This is a genomic window from Kitasatospora sp. NPDC089509, from assembly GCF_044749365.1.
Taxonomy (GTDB): domain Bacteria; phylum Actinomycetota; class Actinomycetes; order Streptomycetales; family Streptomycetaceae; genus Kitasatospora.
In genome coordinates this window covers 344,582-365,787 of sequence record NZ_JBIVHS010000007.1, presented here as the reverse complement: position 1 = coordinate 365,787, position 21,206 = coordinate 344,582, and the positions used below count along the sequence as shown (strand labels likewise).

Below are 21,206 nucleotides of genomic sequence, written 5' to 3'. Positions count from 1 at the left end.
ACCCCGACGCTCTTCCTATCTCAGCGAGCCGAGACGGCAACCCGTCCGCCAGATACGCCTTCGGATCGTGACCACACAACCCATTCCTTGGGGGGGGGGGGGGGGGGGCACCCGCCTCGGGGGCCCCGCCGCCCATGTTATCGATGAGCTTGTCCTTCTTCGCCTTGCCGGCCCCGCTTCGATGTTCCTTCCGATTCTGGTGGGTCGTGATCTTCTCGTCCTTCTCCGGCTTCTTGCGGGCGCAGTTGTGGACCACGACGTCGTCATCCGCCGTCGATTGTCGCGGAGAAGGTGTGCGAGTTCCCGACCATCAGGTTGTAGACGATCTGATCAACTGTGCTCGGGGGCGTGCAGTGTGGCAGCGGGACGGCCGGAAAAGGGTGAAGGGCAGTCAAGTTTCCTCGGCCGCTCCTCGGTTGGGTTTCCCCGGCCGCCCCGGCCGGTGGATCAGTCCCCGGTGAACCCGATCCGCAGGTCGGGTTCCGCTCGGCACCTGCGCCCCCAGGTCAGGAGCAGGTGCAGGGACGGTCCGCTCGTCGGGTTCCACTGCACCGATCGGAGCCGGCGGCCAGGCGGCGGTCACTTCCTCGTGAGCTTCTTGAACTCCTTGTTGAGGATCTTCTGCCCCTCGACGATGTTGGCCCAGCTCAGGACCGTCCAGAGGGCACGGCCGACGGCCATGAGGCCGGAAATGATGATGTCCATGTGCTCCCAGCTCGTTCCTCGGCTCTCGCGGCCGGGCTCAGAAGATTTCCAACAGTGGCGAGGTCATGAACGGTTCGAGGGCTGCCGCGATGAAGAACGAGGCGAAGGCCACAGCGGCAGGATCGGGTTCCTCGAACTCCCAGAAGGCTCCGTCGTAGCGGGCCCGCTCGATCCCGTTCCCGTCGCGCACGATGTGTCCGGGGAAGCGGGTTCGGGCCTCGTACGCAAGGGTCGGGGTGCTCATCCTGACGTACCGCCGCCCCGGCCGGAGGGTGCGGGCCGCCGACACCCGGCCCGGTTCCCCGAGCAGGGTGATGTCGAGTCCGCGGCGAACACGCCGCCGGGCGGGATAACCGGGGTTGAACATGCCGTCGACCGACAGGATGCAGGCCCCGTCCAACACGAAGTCCCACTGTTCCAGACGGCTGCCGAAGGACGTCACGGCGCCGCTGCGCTTGCGGTCGACGCGTACGGTGCCGAGCGGAGAGTCGATCTCCGCGTAAACGCCCTGGGGGTCGACCGGGTCGAGCCATCGACGCCGCTTTCCGATGTGGCGCATTTGCATGGCAGGTGCTCCTCGGATTCCTGTTCTCGAGAACGGTCGGGCTGCCCGAGGGCGGGACACCCGGATGTGCCCCGCCACCGCAGTGCCTCGGTTCTTCTCCGTTTGATCCCGCTGATCTCTGCCGAGTTCCGATTCTTGTACGTCGGTGCCGGGTGCGGCGTCAGCGGCAGAGCTTGAAATCGAGGTCGACCCGGCTCCGGCGGAGTCGAGTTCCATGGCAGTCATTCGTTCCGGCGCCAGGGGAGGAGCCTCCCCGGCCAGTCCTTTCGGGGTTCGGCGTCCGTTGCGGATCTCTTGAGTTCCGGATAGGCATCGTCGGGCCTGTTGTGTCCGGTGTCGAGGTCCTCGCCGGCTCGAGTGGACACCCAGCCGGGGCCGTAGTTGGACCAGACCGATACGCCGTCATCCGTCATCTGCACGACGAAAGGGATTTCGGTGCCGGGCGGCGCCTCGCTGTTCACGACGAGCGCGTCGCCGGGTTCCATCCAGAAGTCACTGCCCTCGGGTTCGAGCATGAGCTCCATTCGTCGGTCGCTGCGGTTCTCGATCTCGACTTTGAATCTCACCGTGAGTTCCATTCGGTCATTATGTCACGGATCGTACCAGAAGTATCCGGAAGGTTCGCGGAGTTGAATCAGTTCGGTCTTGGTGATTCTGAAGGTGTGGGCAACCCGAGCCGCGACAGTAGCCAGAAAGGCCGAAACGGCCCGCCGGACGAACCGACGGGCCGTCACGAAAAACGGAGATCAATCAGTGAATCACTGATCGCCACTATTCGGTTGGCTGGATGAAGCGGACCTCTCCTGATCGGAACTTCATATCCAGATTGAGTGAGGAAATGTCAAAGACTGGAGGAAGGTCGGTTCCGTACTCATAGTAGCTTACATTGTCAAGACCCTCGCATTCGGCGTCTTCGGGGATTTCGGGCCATCCATCCGAAGCCACACCACCCTGCCGAACGGTCAGTTCACCGACATTTTTGAACTCCAGCGAGAATGGCCGTCCGCGCCCATCGGAAAAGTCGATCAGAAGTGACGATAGGGGGTGTCCGGAAAATCGAAACCCAACAAGGGAGGCGTCATTGTGGAGATCGAGTGCGCCCAGTGGCGTAGCAATCTCGGTGAAGTCCCGGTTGATCTCCCAGGGTGACATTCCTGAAAATGCTGCTTCCATTTCACTTCCTTGGATGGCGACCGACCATGCGCAGCTCACGCCAGGTCATGGCCCTGGAGTTGTTTCTGTCTAGCTTTCCCCAGCTGGTCTTCTTGTTCATCGGGTTCTTTGGGTGGCGCAGCAGCGAGAACACCTCGTCCCCTCCCGAGCCAACCCGTCAGCTCGTTCCAACGCCTCGGGTTACTTCTCTTCGTCTACCTTGGTCCCCCTGACCTTTTGGACGAGGATCCTGCACCCATCGACGAAACTGACCACATCGCAGACCGTGAGCAGCCCCCGGCCGACGGCCAACAGGCCGGAAACGATGAACTCCATGTGTGCTCCATTCGGTGTGGGGTCAGGGATTCGGGCAGCACCATCATTCCGACAGCGCTCTGCCGGAGGGTCCTGAGCAGGGAGACGTGTCCCGATCTGCCCCCGCGCAGATCGGCGTCGACGACGACGTGATCCGTCGTGTAGGACAGTGCCCTGTCCGGGCTTCCATCGAGCCGGTGGTGCCGTTGTCCGATGTGATGCAGTGGAATGGGACGGGCTCCTCGGATTCCTTTTCTTGAGAGGGCCGAGTTGCACAAAGGCGGGGTGTCCCCGGGCGCCCCGCCACCGCAGTGCCTCGGTTCTTCTCCGGCGAACCTAGAAGATCTCCAGCAGCGGCGAGGTGAGCATCGGCTCCATGGCGGCCGATGCGAAGTAGGCTGCGAACGCGACCAGGGCAGGGTCCTGACTCGTGAAGGTCCAGGCCTTGCCGTTGGTCGTGGCGCATTCCTTTCCCGAGCCGTCGCGGACGACGTACCGGGGCCATTGTGGGCGCGCTTCGAGACTGATGTCCCCTGCCGTCATCGAGATGAATCGTCGCGATGACCGGAGCCCGCGTGCACCGTTGAGGCGGCCCGGCACACCCTGGACCACGATGTCGATCCCGGCGGCCACCTGTCGCCGGGCTCCGTAGCCGGGTGTGCCCATGTCGTTCACGACCAGGAGTTCGGCCCCGTCGAGGAGGAACTCCCAGCGTTCCAGCATCTGCCCGGAGGCGTTCAGCTCGTCCATCGGGCCTCGGACGATATCGATCACTCCGAGCGGGGAGGTGAGTTCCGCGAGCTTTTCCCGCTTCTTCGCCCGGTGTAGCCATTGAATGGTGGAAACGAGAACCTTGAGTTCCATTGTCGCTCCGAATTCTTGCTGTGGATCTCTCGGTGCTCGGTGGGGCGCGCGATCGCGCGCCCCACCGAGCCAGCCGGGCCAACGGTATGGTTCACTTCCGTTGGCCGGCCGGTGGAGTGGTCGCACGATTCCTGTGCGACTCTACCTGAGGGGCTCGAGTGTCACTTCCGCAGGCGTTTGATGCCCATCATCATCAATCCGAACGGAGTGGTTTTCGCCAGGGATCGGAATCCGCCCGAGTAGCCGCCACCTCCCGCGGATTTGAGGGCGTAGCCCGCGATTTCGCGATCGGAGGGTCGATGGCCGAGGAATCCGTCTGCGCCGACGTGCGCGGGGGTACCGATCACGGTGCCGAGCACGGCACCGGCCATGATCATGCAGCCGAGGCCTGCGGTGGTCCCGCAGAAGGCCGCAGCACCCAACCCGGCGACGAAACCCGTCCCGAGGCTGACACCGAAGTGAGTCAACCAGCGCTTGTTCCACCGCTTCTTCACTTGGTTCGAGACCCAGCCCGTGGCCTGCTTGCCCCATGTGGTGGCCTTGTTCGCGGCCTGCTTGCCCCATGTGGTGGCCGTGTGCCCAGCGGACTTGACCGCGCCGACTGCCTTGTTGAAGGTCCGGCCGCCTACGCAGCCGCCGCCCTTGCGGTGCTTCAGGCAGAAGCGGCCGTCGAGGTCGTACTGGTTGATCGGATCGCCGTAGACGTAGTCGTACGCGTTGGCGTTTCCTCCCTGGACCGGGTCGACGGAGAGGAAGCGGCCGGTGGCCGGGTTGTAGAGGCGGACGCCCATCAGCACCAGGCTGTCCTGGGCTTCGCTGGAGCGCTGCTTGGCGCCGAGCCAGCCGTAGCGGGTGGCGGGCTGGCCGGCCGCCGGGTTGCCGTACTCGTCGGCGTCGAGGAGGACGGGCTTGGTGAGGGCGGTGTCGGTGGTGAGGACCACCGAGCCGAACAGGTTGGTGAGTTGGAGCTGGGTCTCTCCCTTGTCGGTGACGGTGGCGGCGAGGTCGCCGTCGGTGCCCGGGACGTTGCGGGTCCAGGCGCCGGAGGCGGGGTCCTCGACGATCCACCGGGGGTTGTCGCTCTCGCCGCCGTAGTGGTGGACCTTGGTGGCGGTGGTGGACCAGCTGCCGTCGGCCTGCTTCTTGGCGGTCGTGGTGCCGTTGAAGCGCCCGGTCGGGTCGATGGTCCAGGTCTGCCGGGTGTCGGCGGTCTCCTGGGAGGCGACCAGGTCGTTGACCCGGTAGCCGATCGAGGTGCCGCTCGGCGTCCTGACCGTGCGGCCGAATGCGTCGTACCGGTAGCCGGGGTCGGTGATCCGGTCGGCGCTGTCGTACGTGGACGTGCTCGTGGTGGCGCCGGCGGTGGTGCAGCTGCCGTCGGTCGAGCTGGAGACGGCCTTGCCGGTGCGGTTGTAGTGGTTGTCGTAGGTGTAGACCCGGGTGGTGCAGCCGCTGCCCGTGCTGCCGTGCTCCGCCTTGACCAGGCGGCCGAGGCGGTCGTAGCCGTAGCTCTTGCTGCCGTTGCCGGTGCTGTCCTTGACGACCTGGCCCTGGGTGGAGAGCTCGTTGGTCTGCGCCCAGATCACGGTGTTGTCGGACGCCCTGGTGTAGCTGCGGGCGACGGCCTTGCCGGAGGCGTTGTGCGTGTCCTTGCGGACGATGCCGCCGGGGTAGGTCTGCTCGACGAGCTGACCGTCCGGGCCGTACTTGGCGGTGAACTCGCCCGACTTGCTGTCGGTCACCGAGGTGAGCAGGCCGCGGGGTTCCTTGGCCCGGTCGTAGCTGAGGGACAGCGAGCCGGTGGAGTCCAGGACCTTGACCGGCTTGCCGAACTTGTCGAACTCGGTCGTGGTGGTCGCGCCGTCCGCGTCCGTGTAGGAGACGGTGCGGCCGAGGACGTCCTTGACCGTGGTGACCGACTTGCCGTCCGCCGTGACCTTGACGGCCTCGCCGGTGGCGGGGTCGTACGTGGTCTCGGACTTGGGCACAGCGGTGCCCTCGTCGCCGGTGGTTTCGGTGGAGACCGGCCGGTTGACCGTGTCGTACACCGTCACGGTCTTGCGGGACTTGCCGGCATTGGTTTCGACGACCTCTTCCGGCTTGCCTGCCCGGGAATACCGGGTGACCTGCTTGACCGGCAGGGTGGTCGGCATCCGCGCGGAGTCCGCGCCGGTGACGGCCGCGCCCGGGCCGGTGGTGCAGGACAGGCCCGCCCACTCCGGACGGTTGGCACAGGCCGGGTCGGCCGGGTTGGCGCCGGCCGTGTAGTACGCGGTCTTCACAGTGCTTGCGTCGGCCGCTTCGTTGCCGGGGACGCGCAGTTCGACGGTGCGCCCCTGGCTGTCGTAGCGGGTGGTGGAGGTGAGCTTGGCGCCGAGCGCGTCGGTGGTGACCGAGGTGGGCCTCTTCAGCGTCCAGCCGGAGGTCCCGCCGATCGGCGTGCCGTACCCGTTCTTGGTGACCCGCAGCTCCACGTCGTCGGCGTAGCCGTCGATGCGGGCGCCGTCGGTGGCGGTGGTGACCAGGTGGTAGGCCTGGCCGTCGGGCTTGCCTTCGTCGTAGGTGTTGGTGTTGTGGTCCCGGGCCACGACCGAAGTGCCGGCCGGGAGGGTCGGGTTGACGGTCGTCTTGGTCAGGGTGACGGTGTCGATGCCGGTGTGGAAGCGCTCGCCGCCGCTGGCGGTGTTGGTGTCGACCAGGGTGAGCTTGAGCTCGTGGTCGCCGCGCGCCAGGTGGACCGACTCGCCGACGGTGAACGGGGCGATCAGTCCGCCCGCGTTGTAGGTGTCGATCGGCCGGCCGATGTTCCGGCCGTCGATCGACCACTGGATGACGCCGTGGTCGCTGGCCTTGGTGAGCTGGCCGGAGAGGACGTAGTCGCCCTCCTCGGGGACGCTGACCCGCATGCTGTCGAACGCGCCCGCCGCCGTGCCGCGGATGCTCAGGTGGGCACCGCCGGACCAGGTCAGGCCGCAGCAGTCGTTGTCCACCTGCACCTTGGTGTTGGTGCCCAGCTGCGGCAGCTTCTCGGCCTCGGCGGTCACCGTGACCGGGTTGCTCTGGCCCTTGACCTCGTCGGCGAGCGCGGCGCGGTACACCGGGCCGAGGGTCTCCGCCACGTCCAGGCCGTCGGCGGTGTAGACGGTGCGCGAGTCCAGCAGGCGGGCCCGCGAGGGGGAGTCCGTCGGCAGGTTCAGCTCGGCCGCGTGCTTGTCGGCCTCCGGGTGGGTGTTGAGCGCGATGGAGCGGTTGGTGGCCTCCAGGGTGCGCACGACGTGGCCGTAGCGGTCGTACTCCTTGGTGTCGATGTCACCACCGGGGGTGATGGACGGAGTTGCGGTGTTGACCTCGTTGCCGGAGGCGTTGAGGTAGTGGACACTGGCCGGCTTGTAGCCGTCCGGGCCGGGCTTGGCGGCCGAGGCGGTGCCGGTGCCCGGGTTGTCCTCGGGGTCGAAGACGGCGGTGGCGTCGGTGGGGGCGTCGGTCTGCGCCCACTTGGCCACGTCCGGGCCGGCCATGTCGTACGGACCGCCGGCGCCGCGGGTCAGCGGTACGTCGTAGACGACGCTGGTGGCGGTCTCACCGTTGACCTGGTCCTTCGAGCCCTGGGCCAGCGCGGCGCGCCGCACCTTCAGCAGTCGGCCCGGGTCCTGGTCGGCGGCGGCCTTGCCGTAGTCGAAGTTCCACGGCAGCTGACCGGCCGGGGTGGCGCGGGTGACGCGACCGGCGTCGTCATAGCCGTAGGTGGTCTTCAACGGGGTGGCCAGCCGGGGGTCCCACACCTCGGCCAGGCGGCCGCGGTCGTCGTACGCGTAGCGGGCGACCTCGACCGGTTCCTGCTTGGAGGTGACCGGGTTCCACGACCAGGCCTTCACGGCGCGCACCCGGTCCAGGTAGTCACCCGGGGTGGACGCGGTGGCCGTGGTGACCTTGCCGTAGTCGTACTCAAGGACCTGGCAGCCGCGCGGCAGCGGGTCGACGGTGCAGCCGTTGACGTCGTCGACGCCCGGTTCGACCGGCGGGATCACCCGCTTGACCAGCGAGCGGCCGTCGGTGGTGTCGTACTGGTAGCGGGTCGTGGAGTTGGCCTCGGGCCCCGTCTCGCTGACCACCTGGTAGATGTCGGAACCGGCCTGGCGGGCGAAGACGGTCTTGGAGCCGTCCAGCTCGGTCAGTTCGTAGGTGGTGCCGGCGGTCTGGATGTCCCAGATCTGGTTGGGGCCCGCCCAGCAGACCCAGATCGAGGCGCCCTTGTCGGCGTCCAGGCACTTGCCGGAGTAGCGGTTCGTCACCATGCCATCGGTGCGCGACTCCCACTGCTGGTTGGTGCCGCCGTTGCAGCCCCACAGGATGAGCGGGGTGGCGTTGTCGGTGTAGCCCGCAGGGTTGTCCAGGCAGTAGCCGAGCAGCCGCAGGGAGAGGTCGTCGCCGCGGGTCCACTGCTGGTTGGCGGCGCCGGTGCACGGGGCGGGCTGCAGCCGCGCGCCGTTGCCGGCGGCGCCGTTCGGCACCTCCAGGCACTGGCCCGAGGTGGACAGCACGATCGCGCCGGACTTGGCCGGGACGGCCTTCAGGGTGAGCGACTCGGCGCCGGGCTCGGGGAAGAACGTTCCGTCGTTGCCCTTGGCGAAGGTCAGCGAGCTGTCGTCGTTGCCCTTGATCTCGACCAGGTCGGACTGCGGGAAGGAGAGCGAACGCAGCTCGGACCCGGTGCCCGCGTCGGGGCCGCCGGCCCACTGCGGGCCGAACGGGGCGACGATCTCCTTCAGCGAGAGGTCGTCGAAGAAGACCTCCTTGCCGCTGCCGGCCGCGTTGCCGTTGTAGAGGCGGAACCAGGCCTCGGTGGCGTCGGCCGGGACGGCCATGTCGACGGTCAGCTGCTGCCAGCCGTCGGTGAACGAGGCCTTCGGCGAGGCGGTCTCGCCGTAGCCGGCCGGGGTGCGGTGGACGCCGACCATCCGCAGGCCGCGGTTGGCCAGCGGGTTGTCCAGACCGGTGGCACCGGGGACGTAGATCCAGCCGGTGAGCCGGTAGGTGCGGCCGGGCTTCATGCCCTGACCCATGGTGTACTCCGGGCCGAGCGCGGCGAAGGAGTCCCAGCCGGAGGAGGCCGGGACGATCCGCAGCGAGTCGGTGGAGCTGTCGTGGCCGCGGGTGGTGGAACGCGAGATGTCGGCCTGACCGGGGGTGAAGCCCGCGGTGTCGGTGCCGATCTGGCGCTGGTTGACCGTCAGCCGCTCGCCCTGGGGCTGCCAGCCGCGTCCGAGGTCGCGCGAAGAGGCGGTGCGGCTCACCGACATGCCGAACTCGCCGGCGTCGGTGGTGTTGGTGCTGTAGTCACCGGTGAGCAGGTTCACCGAACCCGGGCCCACCGGGGTGCCGGCCGCGCCGTCGGCGTTGCGGTCGACCGTGATGGTGTTCCAGACGGTGGTGTAGCCGTTGCCGGAGCCGTCCTCGGGGAACAGCACGGCGCGGACCTGGACGACGCCGCCGACCTGGCCGAGGGTGTCCAGCACGTTCCAGTTGGCGTGCGGGCCGAGGTCCGCGAGCCGCGGCTTGTCCTCGGTGACCGGGGTGTTGTCGGCCTTGGCGAGGTTGGCGCGCGGGACGTTGTACTCCGTGGCGCCGGGGCCGCGGCGGTACTGGTAGACGACCCGCTTGAACTGGGTCTGCGCGTCGACCGAGAGCTTGACGCGCTTGGCGCTCTGGGTGCCGTTCACCGGCGAGCTGATGCCCGCCTGGCCGACGTGGAAGGTGTACGTCGCGGGCGGGGACAGGTTCCCCGCACGGTCCTTGGACTGCACCGACAGGACGCGGCGGCCCTCGGTGGTCGGCGTGATCGACGTGGTCAGGGCGCCGGTGGCGGCGACCGTCACCGGGGTGCCGCCGTCCAGGGTGTAGACGTAGGCCGCGGTGTCGTCGGTGCCCGGGGCGGGCGAGAAGGTGAACGAGCCCGCCTGGTTGGCGGTGCCGTGCCACAGGCCGTCCGCCGGGTAGTCGGACGAACTCACGAACGGCGTACCGGGCTTGACGGTGTCGACGATGAAGTTGGTGCCCACCCAGCCGGACGCGGAGCGCTCGTCCGAGACGCGGGCCCAGATGCCGTACGGCACGCTCTCGTCGAGCTTGGCCACGCCGAGGTCGGCCGGGGTCACCTGTGCGTAGGTGTTCGCGGGCACCTTGCGGTGGATGCTGTTGACGAAGGTGCCGTTGCGCCACAGGTCGAAGTTGACCCCGACCTCGCCGCCGTCCGGGTCCGCCGCGAGGATCTGGAACCGGGGCGTCGCCGAGCTGGTGTAGCGCGGGTCGCCCTGCTGGGACGGCAGCACGTCGACCACGGAGGGCGTCGGCGGAACCGAGTTGTAGGTGATCGAGATGTACGGCGGCCAGTAGCCCTCGGCGGAGCTGAAGCGCTTCCAGGACAGGCTGCTGGACTCGTCGGCGGCCTTCAGGGCGAAGGCGTAGTCGTTGTAGCCGAACCCGGCGAAGTACCGGATCATCTCGGTGACGTCGGCCTTGGCCCAGAACGTGCCGTCCGGGGCGTAGCAGTCGTGGTTGTCACCGTCGCCCGCGACGTCCCAGGTGTCGTTCGAGGTGGCCCACTTCTTCCCCAGCGTGGGCTGGTTGCCCCACCGGGTCCACCAGGCCGCGCCGCCCGCGTTCCAGACCTCCCACTGCTTCGGGACGCAGGAGGCGGAGTGGTAGTTGGCGAGGTTGAGGGTGGCGCCCAGGATCTGCTTGCCGTTGAACGACCCGCCCGGGATGGTCAGGAACGACCGGGCCACGACCTTGCCGTCGTAGCTGCCCAGCTTGAGGTCCGTCGACGCGGAGGCGTCGATGTTCTCGTTGGTCTGGACGTAGGTGTCGAAGGTCGTGCCGACGTCCACCACCGGGTCGATGGTGACCGGGAACTGGGTCTTCCGGTCGGCGAGGAAGGCCGCGTCCGGGGTGAACAGCAGCTCGGTGTCGGCGCCCTGGCCGCGCAGCTCCATCGTCACCGCGCCGCGGTTCAGGTGCTCCTGCGAGACCTGGTCGACGGCGGCGTCCCACATCACGGGGGCCGGGATGCGGACGACGGTCTTGCCGTTCGCCTTGTCGAGCAGCTGGATCGAACCGTCCTGCTGCGGGGCGACGGTGAGGCCGGTGGTGTCGAGCGGGATCGTCACGGTGCCGGTCTGCGCGACGGCGGCACGGTCCTTGACGATCAGGAACTGCTCGAAGCCGGTCCGGGTGGCCTCCAGGACCAGGTCGACGCCGGGGCGGGCGTCGACGTAGGTGGCCTTGTTGCCCTCCAGCCTGGGCTTGGGCAGCTTGCCCAGCCAGCCGAACCTGACCTGCTGCTCACCGGAGCCGATCTTGACCAGCTCGCGCTCGGCGGGCTTGGGGTCGGCCGGCTTCGGGTCGGCGGTCGGGGCCGCAGCCGGGGCCGCAGCGGCACGGGCGCCGTTGCGGGAGGCCCGGGTCGGCTCGGCGGAGGCGGAGGCCGACGGGGACGCCGACGCCGACGCGGACGAGGACGGGGAGGTCGAAGCGGAGGTCGAAGCGGAGGCCGACGGGGCAGCCGACGGCGAGGCAGCCGCCGAGGCGGAGCCGCTCGCTGACGGCGTGGCAGCATCGGGCGTCTTCGTCGGGGCGGCCGACGGAGCGGCGCTCGGCACCGTCGTCGGGGCGGTGCCCGGCAGGCTGTCGCCGACCGTCACCCCGGCGTCGCCGCCCTGGAAGACCACCCCGCCCGGGTGCGCCTTCGGCGCGACCTTGCCGTCCGCCGTCTGCACCAGCGTGGTGTCGACGGGCACCCAGGCCTCGCCGACCTTCATCCGGATCGGCCCGGTGGACCGGTCCGAGGTCAGGGTGCCGTCGGGGTTCGCCCACAGGGTGGTGAACTCGGTTCGGGCGCCGGTGACTTCCACCCGCCGCTTGTGCAGCCGGGCGGACAGCAGCGCTGACGCCTCGTCGGGCGCCTCGGTGGCCGGTTCGCCAGGGGCGACCGGGGGCGTGGCGGGCGCGGGCGCGGCGACGGCGGGAGCCGCCGTGAACGCGTCCACCGCCACGCCGGTCTGCACCAGCAGACCGAGCGTCAGGACCGCGGCTATCCGCCGCGTCCTGCGCGTGGAGAAGGCCCCGTCCATGGAATCGGACGAGGCCTGAGACCGTCGTGACATCAAAGACTCTCTCAAGAGAATGCCAAGGTTTTGAATGGCTTTCGTAAAGCAGAATCAAAATCTCTCACTCTCCGGGAGCCGCGACGGCCGTCCGGGATGAAGATTTCGTAACGGATCGTCCGTGTACGGGTGTTGCGGGTGACGATTCGTCGCTCTGGTGGCGATATGCCGGAAATATCGTCAGCACCGCGCTGAACTGGGCGAACGCCTCAGCTGGTCTCGAAGGTCGCGGAGCGCACCAGCTCCCGCGCCCGGGCGCCGTCCATCGGGTGCGCGAACAGGTATCCCTGTCCCAGCGGGCACCCCATGGCCGCGAGCAGGTCGCGCTGGTCCGGGTGCTCGATGCCCTCGGCGATGACCTGTACGCCGAGGGTTTCGGCGATCCGGGTGATGCCCTCGACCAGGGCGTACTGCTGCGGGGAGAAGCCGAGTCCGTCGATGAAGGACTTGTCGATCTTCAGCAGGGAGATCGGGAACTCCCGCAGGTACGACAGCGAGGAGTAGCCGGTGCCGAAGTCGTCGATGGCCAGGCCGATGCCGAGGTCGCCGAGGGTGGCCATGTCGGCGCGCAGCCGGTCGTCGCGGCGGATGAGGACGGACTCGGTGAGTTCCAGGACGAGGGTGCGCGGGTCGATGCCGGAGGTGTCGAGGGCGTGCCGGACGACGTCGACGAAGCCGGCGTCGCGGAACTGGCGGGCGGAGACGTTGACGTTGACCCGCAGCGGGGGGCGGCCGGCGGCGCGGCGGGCGGCGGAGCTGGCGGCGTGCCAGGCGGCGGCCTCCTCGGCGGCGCGTTCCAGGACCCAGGCGCCGAGCGGGACGATCTGGCCGCTCTCCTCGGCGAGGGCGATGAACTCGTCGGGCAGGACCATGCCGCGCCGGTCGTGCGGCCAGCGGACCAGGGCCTCGAAGGCCACCAGGTCGCCCGTGCGCAGGTCGACGATCGGTTGGTAGTACAGCTGGAAGGCGGATTCCGCGAGGGCGGAGTCCAGGTTCTCGTTCAGCTCGTGCCGCTCGACCAGCCCGGCTTGCAGGGCCGGCCGGTAGTGGCACCACTGGCGGCGGCCGGCCGCCTTCGCCGAGTAGAGGGCGAGGTCGGCGTGGCTGAGCAGTTCGGTGGCGTCCACGCTGTCCTCGGTGGTGGCGACGCCGATGCTGGCGCTCACCCGGACCGCGCCCGCGCTGAGTTTGAACGGTTCGGCGAACACCGCGAGCACGTTGCCCGCGATGGTGTCCACGTCGGTCGGGCACATCGCGTCCTCGACCAGTACCGCGAACTCGTCGCCGCCGAGCCGGGCGGCGGTGTCGGAGCTGCGCAGCGCGGTGGAGACCCGCAGTGAGACGGCGACCAGCAGTTCGTCGCCGACCGCGTGGCCCTGGGTGTCGTTGACCATCTTGAAGTCGTCCAGGTCGATGAACAGCACCCCGGTGACGGCCCCGCTGCGCTCGCCGCGGGAGAGCGCGTGGCCGACCCGGTCCTGGAACAGCACCCGGTTGGCGAGGCCGGTCAGCGAGTCGTGGAAGGCCCGGTGGGTCAGTTCGCGCTCCATCTGGCGCTGCTCGGTGACGTCGCGCAGGGTGAGCACCAGGCCGCCGACGGTCGGGTCCTCCCGCAGGTCGGTGGAGCGGACCTCGGCCTCGATCGGGGTGCGGTCCTGGCGCAGCAGCCGCCAGTGCTCGCGCGGCTGGTCGCCGCGGGGCGGGTCGGCGGGGCCGCGCATCCGGGCCAGCGCCTTGCCGACCTCCCGGCTGTCCTCGGGCGGGACGAGGTCGGTCAGCAGGGTGCCGACCAGATCGGGGTGGCCGAGGACGCGTTCGGCGGAGGAGGAGGCGTACCGGATGCCGTCGTCGGCGTCCAGGATCAGGATGACGTCGCTGGCGTTCTGCACCAGGGTGCGGAAGTACAGCTCGCTGTTGCGCCGGGTGACCTCCTGGCTGAGCACCACGCGTTCGACGGCCAGGGCGGCCTGTGCGGCCAGGATCTCCAGCGAGCCCCAGAGGCTGGTCAGCTCCTGCTCGGTGCCGGTGACCACGAGCGCGCCGATCAGCGGGTCGCCGGAGGGGCGTTCGGCCAGGGTGAGCGGGCAGACCAGGGCGGCGGGCATGCCGCCGAGGTGTGCGGGCAGGTCGCCGGAGCCGACCGGCAGCAGCCGGGTCTCCCGGTGGGCGGCGAGCCGGGCGAGCACCTCCTCGTCCCGCGGACCGCCGGGTTCGGTGCCGGTGCCGGTGCCGGTGCCGGTGCCGGCACCCGTGCCGTCGCCGGCCCGTCGGATGTGCAGCACCCCGGACTCGGTGACGGCCAGCAGGGCGACGTGCCCGCGTTCGGCGGGCATCAGGGTGGAGGCGGCGGACTGCACGGCGTCCGCGACCTCGGCCACCGTGACCGCCGCGGTCAGCCGGGCACCGGCCTCGCGCAGGGTCCGCTCCCGGTCCGCCGCCTGTCGGCGGGCCACCCCGACCACGCCCAGCCGGGCCAGCACCAGCAGGTAGAGCAGCGCGGAGAAGGCGCCGATCACGCCCGCGTTGCTGGTGTTCCCGGCCAGCGACTCGATGATCAGGATGCCGGGCGCGATCAGCGAGGCCAGGGTCAGCAGGGCGAGCCGGCCGGCCGAGAGGTCGGGCTGCTGGGTGGGGACCGGTCTGGTCAGGTCGACCATCGAGGGGTGCAGCGCGGCCGCGCCCCAGGCGGTGTAGAAGGCGGCCCAGCCGAGTTCCACGCCGGTGCCGATGCGCCAGGTGCCGTGCAGCTGGATCAGTCCGTACAGGACGTCGGAGGTGAGCAGGCCGAGGGCGCCGACGGTGAGCAGTTGCAGGGCGCGGGAGTTGCCACCGCGCGGGGTCAACAGCCGCAGCAGCAGGGCGAGGACGACCACGTCGCCGAGCGGGTAGGCGATCGAGACGGCCTGTTGCACCCAGGTCAGGGCCGGGTTCCGGGCGTACGGGAGGATCAGGTAGATCCAGACCAGCAGGGCCAGGCCGAGCGTGATGATCAGGGCGTCCAGCAGACCGGCCCGGTCCTGGTGGGCGGTGCGCCAGCGGATGAAGCCGAGCAGGCCGACCGCGTAGAGCAGGAACTCGGCGAGGTAGAAGCCGTCGGCGACGGACGGGAACGGGTTCTTCAGGTGCAGGATGTCGAGTTGCAGCGCCTGGATCGCCTCGCCCGTGGTGAAGCTGAGGTTGGCCAGGGCCAGCACGTACCAGAACAGCGGGTGGCGGGGCCGGTTGAGCCGGACGCCGACCACGATGGCGGCGACGCCGCCGAGCCCCATGCCCGTCCACCAGACCACCCGCAGTGCGGGGTCGGCGAAGTAGATGCCGGTGAACAGCACCATCCAGAGCAGGTAACAGACCATCAGGCGTTGTCGCCGGCGAGTCAATGAGGCTACCTCCTCCGCGACACCACCCCGCCGTGCGGGCGGGGGAGTTCGGGCGAGGGCGGGGGCCCGCGGAACCTCCTGCGGAACCGGTCGGCCCACGCATCAGCGGCGTCCGGCGGTCCGTGCGACGGACGTTGTCGGTGTCCCCTGAGTGCGTATAGTCGGAAATGTCGCACCTCCCAGCATTCTTCCGCTTCAGCACGAGGTCAAGCCGGTGGACGACGCAGCCGACAGCGCACGGGGAGTACGGACGGATGTGAGCTCCGGACGTCACGCCGTGGTATGCAACGACGACGGTGAGTACGCGCTCTGGCCCGGGGACTTACCACTGCCCGGTGGGTGGCGGCGGGTGTTCGGGCCGGCCGGGCACGGCCAGTGCCTGGCCTGGGTGGAGCGGCACGTGGGCGTCGAACCGGGGGGTGGCGGCGGTGACGAGGGCGCCGGTGACGAGGGGGGCGAGCCCTTTGCGGGTGACGAGCCCGCCGTCGCCCGCGCGGGTGCTCCCGGGACGGTGCACGGGCTGTTCCGGGCCCGGGCCGCGCGGGAGCCGACGGCCGTCGCGGTGGTGGGGGAGCAGGGCACGCTGAGTTACCGCGAGCTGGACGCGCGCAGCGACCGGCTGGCGGCCGTGCTGCGGGCCCGGGGGGTCGGGCCGGAGCAGGTGGTGCCGGTGTGCCTGGGGCGGGACGTGGAGCTGGTGGTGGCCTGGCTGGGGGTGCTCAAGGCGGGCGGGGCGTTCCTGCCGCTGGATCCGGCGCATCCGCGGCGACGGCTGGCGGACCTGGTCGCGGACAGTGGGGCACGGGTGGTGGTCACGGACGGTGACGGGTTTGACGGGGTGGAGCGGGTGGCGCCGGGGGACGGCGCCGGGGTGCCCGGGCCGGACGGGGTGGTGTCCGGGTCGGACGACCTCGCGTACCTGATCTACACCTCCGGCACCACCGGCCGCCCCAAGGGCGTCCCGGTCACCCACCGCGCGCTGCTGTTCACCCTCGACCGGGTCGTCCGCGCCTACCGCCTCGCCCCCGGCGAGCGGGTGCTCCAGCTGGCCGCGCTCGGTGCGGACACCGCGCTGGAGCAGGTGTTCTCCGCGCTGCTCGCCGGCGCGACGGTCGTGCTCGGCGGCCGGGACACCTGGGCGCCCACCGAACTGGTCCGGCGGCTGCCCGGGCTCGGCCTGGCCGTCGCCGACTTCACCCCCGCGTACTGGCACCACGTGCTGGACCTGCTGCCGCCCGGCGGCCCCGCCCCGGCCGGGCTGCGGCTGGTGGTGGTCGGCGGGGACGTGGTGCACGCCGACGACTGCCGGGCCTGCGCGGAGCGGCTGCCGGGGGTGCGGCTGCTCAACGCGTACGGGGTGACCGAGGCGGCGGTGACCTCGCTGCACTGCGAGGTCACCCCGGAGCTGCTGGCGACCCCGGCCGCGCCGGTCCCGATCGGCCGTCCGCTGCCGGGCGTGCGGGTGCACGTGCTGGACGAACGGCTGCGCCCGGTGCGACCCGGCGAGCGGGGCGGGATCCACCTCAGCGGGCCCGGCCTGGCCCGCGGCTACTGGCGTCGGCCCGGGCTGACCGCCGAATCGTTCCTGCCCGACCCCTACGCACCGCTGCCCGGCGAGCGGATGTACCGCACCGGTGACGCCGGGCGCTGGCGGGCGGACGGACAGGTGGAGATCCTCGGGCGCCTGGACGACCAGGTGAAGGTGCGCGGGCACCGGGTCGACCCGGCCGAGGTCGAGGCGGTGCTGGCCGCCCACCCGGCGGTGCGGCAGGCCCTGGTCGCGGCCGACGGCAGCGCGCCGGACGGCAGCCGGGTGCTCGCCGCGTACTACACGCTGGGCGACCGGGCGGTCCGGCCCGAGCAGCTGCGGGCCTTCCTGGCGGAGCGGCTGCCGGAGTACCTCGTCCCGGCGGAGTTCGTCCCGCTGGAGGCCATGCCGCTGACGGTGGCCGGGAAGATCGACCGGCGGTCGCTGCGGCACGCCCCGACCGCAACCCGGGCGACCGCGGTCTCCACGCCCGCACCTGCCCCGGCTGCAGCCGGGCCGAGCGCCGTGGAGGCCGCCGTCGGACAGCTCTGGGCGGAGCTGCTCGGCGCCGAACTCGTCGGCCCCGGCAACGACTTCTTCGCCCTCGGCGGCACCTCGCTGCTCGCCATGGAGATGCTCGCCCGGGTCCGGATGATGTTCGGCCTGGACGTCGGCCACGTCCGCACCCTCACCCGGGCGCTGCTGCGCGCGCCCGTGCTGCGCGACTTCACCGCGGCCCTCCAGGCCGCCCGCGCCGGCAGCGCCCCGGGCGAGGCCGCCGTCGACTGGCAGGCCGAGGCCCGGCTCACCCACCCCGTCGGGCAGTCCTGGAGCCCGGCGCCCTCCCGGGCCGAGCCCACCGAGATCCTGCTCACCGGCGCCACCGGCTTCTGCGGCGCCCACCTGCTGAACGTGCTGCTCGCCACCACCATGGCGCGGATCCACTGCCTGGTCCGCGCCCCCGACCGGGAGCACGCCCTGGAACGGCTACGCGCCACCCAACAGCGCTTCCTGCAGCAGGACTTGGCGGGCGCCGACCGGGTGGTCCCGTTGGTCGGCGACCTGGCCGCCGAACGGCTCGGGCTGACGGAGCAGCGGTTCGGCTGGCTGGCCGGGCACCTGGACGCGGTGTACCACCTCGGCGGGCAGGTCAACTTCCTCTACCCGTACCACCAGTTGAGGGCCCCCAACGTCGGCGGCACCCGGGAGCTGGTCCGGCTCGCCGGGCACAGCCGGGGCGTGCCCGTGCACTACCTCTCCACCCTCGCCGTGCTGGCTGGGTTCGGCGCGGCCGGCGTCGACGAGGTCACCGAACGCACGCCGCTGGCCCACCCCGAGCGGCTCGGCGTCGGCTACGTGGAGAGCAAGTGGGTCGCCGAGCAGCTGCTGCACAACGCCGCGGCGGACGGGCTGCCGGTCACCGTGCTGCGCACCAACGACGTCACCGGCGACCTCGCCACCGGCGTGATGAACACCGGTACCGAACTCTGCGCGCTGATCAAGTACGTTGCCGACAGCGGTGGTTACCCGGACGTCCGACTGCCGCTGGACTTCGTGCCCGCCGACCGGTTCGCCCGCGCGGTCGCCCACATCGCCGCGCACGCGCCCGCCGACGGCGAGGTCTACCACCTCACCTCGCCGGACCCGGCGGGGCTTCCCGAGCTGGCCGAACGGCTCCGGGCGCGCGGTCACCTGGTCGCCCGGGTCCCGTACCGGGAGTGGGTGCGGCGGCTGGTCCGGTTCGCGGCCGGGCATCCGACGCACCCGATCACGCCGTTCGTCCCGCTGTTCGTCGACCGGGCGCCCGGATCCGAACTCTCCATCAGCGAGCTCTACTTCCAGCCGGTGTTCCCGCGCTTCGACCGGCGCAACGCGGACGCCGCCCTGGCGGGCAGCGGCATCGAACTGCCCGAGGTGGACGCCGGGCTGCTGGACCACTACCTGGACCGGCTGGCGGACGAGGGATTCCTGTGACCGCGACCGTCTTCGACGCGCTGGACGTCCAACAGGCCGACGGCGCGGGCCCGGTGGCCTTCGGCGGGGTGCTCGGGCCGGAGGAACTGCTGGCCGCCTACCGGCGCGGACTCTTCCCGCTGCCCGCGGCCGACGAGTACGCGGGCGCGTACAACGAGGCGCTGTACGGGGAGTCGGTGGACGCCGGGGAGGTGGCGCTGCTGCCGGGTGCGGCGGACCCGTACGTCCTGGCCTGGTGGTCGCCGGACCCGCGGCCGGTGCTGCGGCCCGACGCCGTCCGGCTGCCCCGTCGGCTCGCCCGGCGGCTGCGGGGTGCGGTCGAGTGGTGGACGACCGCCGACCGGGCCTTCGACGAGGTCCTCACCGGCTGTGCCGAGGGGCGTCAACCAGTGTGGCTCACAGCTGAGTTGAGGCAGGCGCTGGTCGGGCTGAAGGCGCGGGGCGCGGCCCACAGCGTCGAGGTGTGGGAGGGCGGGGAGCTGATCGGCGGGGTCTTCGGGGTGGCCGTCGGGCCGGTGCTGAGCCTGGACTCGATGTTCCACCGGCGGCCGGACGCCGCCCGGGTCGCCGTCGCCGACCTCGGGGCGCGGTTCGCCGCCATCGGCGGGCGACTGCTCGACGCCCAGTGGGACGGGCCGTACGTGCGCAGCCTCGGTGCGGTGCCGATGGAGCGCTCCCGCTATCTCGCCGAGCTCGCGGCGGCGCCGCCGACGGGCGGCTGGGACGGTGCTCGGCTGCCCGTGGCGCGGCTATGCTGACCTGGTATTTCAGTCCGCCTTGGCCTGTCTTCGACAAACTTATTCCTCGTCAGTAACATGACGCCGCGTGTTCAAACCCTCGATAGGCAGGGCCGCGCCCGCAGCCCTGCTCACCCTCATCCTCGCCGGAACGGCCGCGTGCGGGCCCACCGGCTCCGGCAGCACCACCCCGCAGGCCGCCGTCGAACCGGCCGCCGCCACCGGCACCGCCGACAGCGGCACGACCACCGCCGGGGGCAGCCCGGCGGGTGGCGCGGCCTCCGGTGCGGCCCACGCCCGGGCCGGCGCCGCGGCCTCCGGCACCTCGTCCCCCGGTACGGGAGGCGGCGGCGGAACCGGCAACGTCACGGTCGCCCCGGCCGGTGACCAGCAGGCCGCCATCGGCAGCCCCGGCAAGGACGGCGGCGCGGTCGCGGCGGCGACCAAGAGCCTCCAGCTCACCGGCTACGACCCGGGGAAGGGCACCGCCGTCCTGACGGCCGCAGGCCCGACGGCCGTTCCGTCCGCCCCGTCCGCCCCGTCCTCCGCGGCCCCGACCAACGCGCCGAGCGCGAGCGGGAGTCCGAGCGGGAGCGGGAGTGCGAGCGCGAGTCCGAGTGCCGGCGCGAGTGCCACCGCATCGGCCACCGCGTCCGCCGCTGCCGCCGCCGTCCAGCCCGGTCAGCTGATCGCCAGCCCGCCCACCGCCGCCGCACCGCAGGGCGCGCTGGTCGCGGTCACCGGCGTCAACCCCGGTACGGGCAACACCCTCAACCTCACCACCCGCCCGGCCACCCTCGCCGAACTCCTCGGCCGCACCGAGGCGGACGGTCAGGCGCCGATCGACGTGCACGGCATCCAGGTGACCCCGCTGGTCAAGGACCTCAAGGCCACCGCGGGCGTCGACGGCAACGGCGTGAAGGCCGACGCCTCCGGCACCCTGGAGCTCAACGTCAAGGCCCCGGTCCCGCTGCCCGAGGGCGCGAGCCTGGACGCCTCCGGCTCCCTCCAGCTGCACCCGGCCGTCCACTTCGCGTACCACGGCGCGGCCGCCGGCAGCCCGCGCACCGCCTCGGTCGGCTTCGACCTGGGCGCCCAGGCGCACTGGAAGGTCACCGGCGACGTCGCCCGCAACACCGGTGCGGCGCCGGTCCGCGTCCCCTTCGCCAAGCTGCAGGCCAGCCCGGTGCTGAACGTCGCGGGCCTGCCCGTGGTGGTCAACCTCGGCCTCACCTGCTACCTGGAGGTCAGCGCCGACGGCCAGGTCCACCTGGAGACCGAGCAGGACGCCACCGGCACCTGGGCCGTGCGCGCCGACTACACCGGCGGCAAGGGCTGGACCCCGACCACCAGCGCGGACACCAAGGTCTCCCCGGTGCACGTCCGCCTCACCGGCAAGGCCTCCGTCCGCGCCGCCCTCGGCGTCCAGGCCAGTGTCGGCCTGTACGACACGGTCGGCGTCGAGGCCACCGTCGCCCCCTATCTGAGCGCCAAGGCCGACGGCTCCCTCGCCGTCGACCTCCCGGGCAACGGCCCGGAGCTCAAGGGCAGTTGGGCCCTGGTCGGCGGCGTCGACCTGAACGGCGCGCTCACCGCCCACCTGAAGATCTTCGGCACCCCGCTCTTCGAGAAGAGCCTCCCCTTCCCGCCCTTCCATCGGGAGTGGCCCCTGCTGACCGGCACCGCCACCCTCCCCGCCACCCCGCGCCCGAGCAGCACCTGATCGTTCGGAACGCACCGAGGAGTGGGGGGGGGGGGCGGGCCCCCCCCCCCCCCCCCCAATAGTGTGGGGGGGTTTGGGGGGGACACCCCCACCCCCGGGGACGC

General features: G+C 71.1%; 11 protein-coding genes. 3 read left to right on the top strand and 8 right to left on the bottom strand.

The annotated features are described in order from the left end of the window. Positions 1–579 precede the first annotated feature (579 nt). The 8 genes from ACIP4P_RS18325 to ACIP4P_RS18290 form a co-directional block, all read right to left on the bottom strand. Complete coding sequence (locus ACIP4P_RS18325) at positions 580–705, bottom strand: hypothetical protein (RefSeq protein ID WP_400919608.1); 126 nt, start codon at positions 703–705, stop codon at positions 580–582. Positions 706–742: 37 nt separating this feature from the next. Beyond that, positions 743–1,270 (bottom strand): hypothetical protein, encoded by a 528-nt coding sequence (locus ACIP4P_RS18320; protein ID WP_400919607.1) that lies wholly within the window; start codon positions 1,268–1,270, stop codon positions 743–745. A gap of 221 nt (positions 1,271–1,491) precedes the next feature. Then, complete coding sequence (locus tag ACIP4P_RS18315; protein ID WP_400919605.1) at positions 1,492–1,848, bottom strand: hypothetical protein; 357 nt, start codon at positions 1,846–1,848, stop codon at positions 1,492–1,494. A 193-nt stretch (positions 1,849–2,041) separates the two neighbouring features. Beyond that, the gene (locus ACIP4P_RS18310) at positions 2,042–2,443 is read right to left on the bottom strand and encodes a hypothetical protein (protein ID WP_400919603.1); all 402 of its coding nucleotides are present in this window, start codon (positions 2,441–2,443) and stop codon (positions 2,042–2,044) included. A gap of 180 nt (positions 2,444–2,623) precedes the next feature. Beyond that, on the bottom strand, positions 2,624–2,758 hold the full coding sequence (locus ACIP4P_RS18305) for a hypothetical protein (protein ID WP_400919601.1): 135 nt from the start codon (positions 2,756–2,758) through the stop codon (positions 2,624–2,626). 315 nt (positions 2,759–3,073) lie between these two features. Further along, on the bottom strand, positions 3,074–3,601 hold the full coding sequence (locus tag ACIP4P_RS18300; protein ID WP_400919599.1) for a hypothetical protein: 528 nt from the start codon (positions 3,599–3,601) through the stop codon (positions 3,074–3,076). A 161-nt stretch (positions 3,602–3,762) separates the two neighbouring features. Next, positions 3,763–11,763: a ricin-type beta-trefoil lectin domain protein gene (locus ACIP4P_RS18295; RefSeq protein ID WP_400919598.1), complete on the bottom strand. Its 8,001-nt coding sequence runs from the start codon at positions 11,761–11,763 to the stop codon at positions 3,763–3,765. Positions 11,764–11,972: 209 nt separating this feature from the next. After that, the gene (locus ACIP4P_RS18290) at positions 11,973–15,140 is read right to left on the bottom strand and encodes a putative bifunctional diguanylate cyclase/phosphodiesterase (RefSeq protein ID WP_400919596.1); all 3,168 of its coding nucleotides are present in this window, start codon (positions 15,138–15,140) and stop codon (positions 11,973–11,975) included. A gap of 151 nt (positions 15,141–15,291) precedes the next feature. On the opposite strand from ACIP4P_RS18290, the gene ACIP4P_RS18285 reads away from it, so the two are divergent. The 3 genes from ACIP4P_RS18285 (at position 15,292) to ACIP4P_RS18275 (ending at position 21,102) form a co-directional block, all read left to right on the top strand. Next, a complete protein-coding gene (locus ACIP4P_RS18285) occupies positions 15,292–18,642 on the top strand; it encodes an amino acid adenylation domain-containing protein (RefSeq protein WP_400919594.1) in 3,351 nt (1,116 codons plus the stop codon). Beyond that, the gene (locus ACIP4P_RS18280) at positions 18,639–19,400 is read left to right on the top strand and encodes a leucyl/phenylalanyl-tRNA--protein transferase (RefSeq protein WP_400919592.1); all 762 of its coding nucleotides are present in this window, start codon (positions 18,639–18,641) and stop codon (positions 19,398–19,400) included. Before ACIP4P_RS18285 ends, ACIP4P_RS18280 begins: the two co-directional genes overlap by 4 nt. Positions 19,401–19,467: 67 nt before the next feature. Further along, positions 19,468–21,102: a hypothetical protein gene (locus tag ACIP4P_RS18275; protein ID WP_400919590.1), complete on the top strand. Its 1,635-nt coding sequence runs from the start codon at positions 19,468–19,470 to the stop codon at positions 21,100–21,102. Positions 21,103–21,206 lie beyond the last annotated feature (104 nt).